1 pseudogene is annotated in these 1,072 nt (G+C 33.4%); it reads left to right on the top strand.

The features are described from left to right. Positions 1 to 242: pseudogene (locus ACMZ6U_RS10495) on the top strand (IS982 family transposase); the annotation flags it as partial. Positions 243 to 1,072 lie beyond the last annotated feature (830 nt).

Here is a 1,072-nt window from a genome sequence, read left to right as displayed (position 1 = left end):
AAGATAGGTTAGAACAGAAAGGCTATCACTTATGGACACGATTACGTCAAAACATGGTCGGTGCAGAACAACATAATCATTGGCAGTTACTTGTCATGAGAAGAACGATCGAAACTCGCTTTTCTGAACTTTGTGCGCTATTTGATATTGAGCACACGTTGACTAGAAGCATTAGGGGACTACAATTGAGGATCGAACAAATCATATTGGCTTATCATTTGAGATATTTTGAAATCAACTAGCACCACGGGTATAAAGATATATGTTTATGGGGTGTAAAAATGAGTAAATTGTTAAGACTTTTAGTTCAATCATTGATTTTTTTATTATTACTTTTTGTTATAGAAAAAATAAATTTGAATGAACTGTTCAGATATGTATCTGTATTTTTTGCAGCACTTATTGTGTTCAATAAAAAATGGTTTAGTAAATAAAAAAATAGCGTATATACGCTATTTTTTATTTACTAAACGTTCACCAACCAAAACTTGCTAAAGTAGTTAAGAATGCACTTGCTGCACTCGCTGACCCTCCAGTAGCGTAAGCACCAACTGCATAAACTCCAGCTTTACCTAAACATTTAGCATTATTTGCTCTGGCTTGATCTATTCTTCTTTTTTCTTGAGGACTTAAATTTCTATATATCTTATCTATTATTGCGTCTCTAGTTAAAATTTGAATTCGCTTTCATTTTATCGTTAAAAATATTTTTTGTCAAAACATTTTTAGGATTTCATTAAAATTTTAAAATTATTTCAGGCAGGAAGGCAAGCAACGGGTTTGTGTACACAAACCCCAAAAAACAGTGTTTTTGTCTTGTTGGGATGCTCCTAAAACCATAATAAAAAAGATCAGTATTGAACTGCACCCTAGGTATTTTCTTTATACTTATATTTCTTGAACTTTTAAGCAATTTCATTGTATCACGTGTGAGATAATGTGTCAAAAATTGGGTTGGTTGGAGGAATTTTGAGGGGGTTTTTCGTTAGAAAAATCCAGAATATGGGGGGCCACTACGCCCCCCCATATAGTGCCGAGTGCCAAATTCGAAAAAAAAGTGGGTTGAAGCTTA

It is taken from the genome of Streptococcus pluranimalium, assembly GCF_047785745.1.
GTDB lineage: Bacteria > Bacillota > Bacilli > Lactobacillales > Streptococcaceae > Streptococcus > Streptococcus pluranimalium_B.
This window is presented reverse-complemented; position numbering and strand designations above follow the sequence as displayed.